Raw genomic sequence first — 4,071 nt, forward strand, 5'->3', positions numbered from 1 at the left:
TGAGAGGATGAATGAACAAGTCATGATTGATGTATCAAATGTTGTTACCTCACCCTAACCCTCCCCTTTCTAAGGGGAGGGAACCGGATTTTTTTATTGTTTCCCCCCTTTATAAGGGGGGATTAAGGGGGGTAATAATTCGATTAAAAGCACAACAAACCACTTTTCAAACAACCTCTGAATCCCCCACTGATTGATTCTGACTTCTGCATTCTTTAATACCTCTTACCATTTTCTCAGTGCAAAATTAGACCTTAGTTCCTATAGCTAGGCGCACTCCCCAGAATAAGATTAAAGTTGCAATAGCAAGCCAGTCATGCGCTTTTAATCGTAAGTCGTGCCACTGGACACGATGTTCATTGGGACTGGTAAAACCCCGCACCATCATTGCATTCGCCATTTGATCAGCTCGTAAGAGCAGATTTTCTAAAAGTCTCTCTGCAACTGTCATCCAAACCTTGAATGCTCCTTTTAATCCCAGCTTTTTCCAATTAATTGCCCTTGTCATCACGGAGCGAAATAAATTTTGCACTTCTTCTAAAACCAGGGGAATAAAGCGCAAGGATAAGGTTAAAGTTAAAGCAATCTCTGTGACAGGCAACTTGAAGCGTCGTAGGGGTTGCATCAAGCTTTCTATACCAGATGTGATTTCTTCTGGTGCGGTTGTCAGCAGATACAGGTTAGTGCTGTAAATCACGGTAAATATAATCGTACTCAGACTTATAGCCAAATCTAAGGAGCGGCGAGTCACTTTGACTGGCCCTTTGTGAAATAGCACGTAGCTGTATTTTTTTTGATCGTCTACTTGCTCTTGAACAGGATTATTAGAGTTTGATGGCTGGGTTAATATTTGTTCGTTAGCTGGCAAGCGTGGCTGATAATCTACACCGAGTGAATCAGGACCGATGGCTGCGATCGCTAACACAAAAAACGATAGCATTAATAACCAACCCATTTGCTGTTGCCATACTCGTCGGGGAATTCTGGCAATTAAGGTGGCAATGATCAATATCACCACCAACAACACGCGCCAAAAATTATTGGCGAAAATGTAGCTTGTTAAAAAGCTCATTAACCAGGCAAACTTGACTCGTGGATCGATTTTATGCAGCCAAGTTTGGGGTTGTTCTAAGTAAAGTCCAAGTGGCAGCGATCGCAGTAAATCCATTTTAGAGTTAGGAGTAAGAAGTGAAAAGTGAGGAGTTAGAAGTTTTGACTGTAACTCATAACTCTCAACTCCTAACTTAATTTGACGCGAGTTGCTCTATTTACATTACCACTTTCGACATCACGCACTTTTTTACTCCGCCACAGTAAAATCATCGGGGTACCTTTAAATCCTAGCTGTTGACGGAATTGCCGTTCAATGTAGCGGCGGTAGTTGTCGTTGAAGCGTTTGGCTTCGTTGACAAATAAGGCGATCGTTGGTGGTTGGCTACTTACTTGTGTACCATAATAAATTTTACCTTGACGCCCACCACGGGATGCTGGCGGTGAATGCCAACTCACAGCGTCTGTTAAAACTTCGTTAATAACTGATGTGCTGACACGGCGTTTGTGTGATTCCGCCGCCGTCTTCACCAACTCTAGAATCTTTTCTACCCGTTGTCCTGACAAGGCACTTACAAAGATTGTTTCTGCCCATTCGGTAAAATGTAACCGTGATTGTAGAGTTTTTTCGTAGTCGTAGATTGTATAAGAGTCTTTTTCGACGGCATCCCACTTATTAACGACGATGATGCAGGCTCGACCTTCATCGATAATCCGCCCAGCTAATTTTTGGTCTTGCTCAGTGACTCCATCGACAGCATCTAATACTAATAAAACCACATCAGCACGGCGAATCGCTTTGAAAGCCCGATTAATACTAAAGAATTCCGTACCGTATTCTATATGTTTCTTTTTACGAATGCCGGCGGTGTCAATTAAGCGGTAGGTTTGTCCGTCTCGTTCAATGACGGTATCAATTGCATCGCGGGTTGTGCCGGAAATTGGGCTGACAATTGCCCTCTCTTCCCCAACAAAAGTATTGAGTAAGCTGGATTTACCCACATTCGGACGTCCCACAATTGCTACTTTTATTTCATTAGTGTCTGGGATATCCTCAATATTGGGGATGTGAGCCATTAAGTCGTCGAGTAACTCTCCTGTGCCGCTCCCATGAATTGCGGAGACGGCGTAAGGTTCGCCTAATCCTAATTCCCAAAATTCGGCAGCTTGCATTAAGCCTTGTTCTGGGGATTCACATTTATTTACAGTTAGCAGCACGGGTACTGGTTGTTGGCGCAACCATTCGGCAATTTCTAAATCTGCCGATGTGGGGCCTGTTTGACCATCGACTACAAAAATAGCGGCACACGCTTCTGCAAGAGCTGTCATTGCCTGTTGGCGAATCAGTGGTAAAAATTCGGTATCATCATTAAAGACTAGACCACCAGTGTCTACAACTAAGAATTCCCGACCATTCCAGAAAGCTGGCAGATAAGTGCGATCGCGTGTCACTCCCGGTTCATCATGGACAATCGCCGTTTGTTCCCCGGCGAGTCGATTAACCAGGGTGGATTTGCCCACATTTGGGCGTCCGATAATTGCAACAATTGGCAGTCCCATAAAACCAGGGTGAGTGAGAGACACAGTATATCACATACTGACATTTTACTCACCGGATTTGAGCTTGTAAATTTTGGATTTTGGATTCAAAATTTAAAGTCCTGGATCAATTCACTTATTTCGCCCCCAAAGCTTTCAAAGTTGCTACCTCTGCTTCAGTCAACCCCATGACTTCAGTAATAATCATGCCTTCATCAGGGCGGGCTGGTCTTAAAGTTTGCTGACATTGCCCGGTAGTAATATCCCAACAGTTAATTGTTTCATCCCAACTGCCACTAAGCAAAGTTTGATCGTCTGGGGTTAGACTAAGCGACCACACCCAATGAAGATGATTCTCTAGCGTAGCAAGGCAGTCTCCAGTAACTAGATGCCAAATTTTGATGGTGCGTAGGCGTAGCCCGTCGTAGACATCGCTGCTACTGCTAATTATACGGCTGCTATCATCGGTGAACAAAATACAGAGTACCTGGCTGGTATGCCCAGAAAATGTCCGCAGACAAACCCCTGTTTCAATGTCCCATAGGCGCACCAAGGAGTCATCACCACCACTGGCAACGTATTGAGTATCTGGACTCACCGCAACTGCCCAAACACGGTTAGAGTCTGCTTCCCAAGTATTAAGACAGGTTCCTGTTTCAACATCCCAGCGTTTAACTATTTTTTCATAGCCACTGCTAAAGAGAGTTTTTCCATCAGAGCTAAAAGCGATCGCCAGCACAGAACCAGGATGCCCCTGCAATGTTTGCAAACATTCACCAGAACATACATCCCATATCTTGATAGTGTGGTCGTAGCTGCCACTAGCAAGGAATTTACTGTCTGGACTAAAAGCAACTGCCCAAACCCAACTACCGTGACTGTACAAAGTCGTGAGGCATTGCCCTGTATGAGGATTCCAAAGCTTAATAGTGCGTAGGCGTAGCCCGTCGTAGACATCTGCACTGCCACTGGCCAGGAATTCTCCATTGGGACTGAAGGCAACTGAAAAGATCCGATTGCTGTGTCCGTGTAGTACGCGAAAAGGCTGGAGGTCAACCGTTAAGCTTTGCGGTGAATTGAGATTAAGATTCCAGAGTTTGATTGTCTGATCTTCATGTCCACTGGCAAGTAAGTTTTGTTGCCAACTGTGAGCGATCGCATAAATAGCATTGCTGTGTCCTTGGAAGGTTTTGGTACACTTTCCTGTCTGAAGCTCCCAGACTCTAGCTGCATGGTCATCTCCACCACTAGCAATTAAGTGTCCTTGAGGGTGAAAAGCAACTGACCAAATACGGTTTGTATGCTTCTTTAAAGTATCCAGACATTTCCCGGTGTCTATATCAGAACTTACGCATTGACAGGAATCTGACTATGTGTAATCAAGCCCATCTTTTGTTCAAGATGTTCCAGAATGAAGTCACGAGCCACCTGAAGAGACAAATTTCTCTGGACTTCATACCAGTTTTCAATTAATTCCTCGGT

3 protein-coding genes are annotated in these 4,071 nt (G+C 44.4%); all 3 read right to left on the reverse strand.

What is annotated here, in order from left to right; genetic code table 11:
• Window positions 1–247: 247 nt before the first annotated feature.
• Complete coding sequence (locus ACEW80_RS06810) at window positions 248–1,168, reverse strand: energy-coupling factor transporter transmembrane protein EcfT (protein WP_373525871.1); 921 nt, start codon at window positions 1,166–1,168, stop codon at window positions 248–250.
• A gap of 71 nt (window positions 1,169–1,239) precedes the next feature.
• On the reverse strand, window positions 1,240–2,610 hold the full coding sequence (gene der / locus ACEW80_RS06815) for a ribosome biogenesis GTPase Der (protein WP_373525872.1): 1,371 nt from the start codon (window positions 2,608–2,610) through the stop codon (window positions 1,240–1,242).
• A 115-nt stretch (window positions 2,611–2,725) separates the two neighbouring features.
• Complete coding sequence (locus tag ACEW80_RS06820) at window positions 2,726–3,928, reverse strand: WD40 repeat domain-containing protein (protein WP_373525873.1); 1,203 nt, start codon at window positions 3,926–3,928, stop codon at window positions 2,726–2,728.
• Window positions 3,929–4,071: the final 143 nt, after the last annotated feature.

This window comes from Nostoc sp. (assembly GCF_041747015.1).
GTDB lineage: Bacteria > Cyanobacteriota > Cyanobacteriia > Cyanobacteriales > Nostocaceae > Nostoc.

Coding starts and splice junctions, on each gene's coding strand:
- ACEW80_RS06810 (WP_373525871.1), bottom strand. CDS start 1,168: ATGGATTTACTGCGATCGCTGCCACTTGGACTTTACTTAGAACAACCC.
- der (WP_373525872.1), bottom strand. CDS start 2,610: ATGGGACTGCCAATTGTTGCAATTATCGGACGCCCAAATGTGGGCAAA.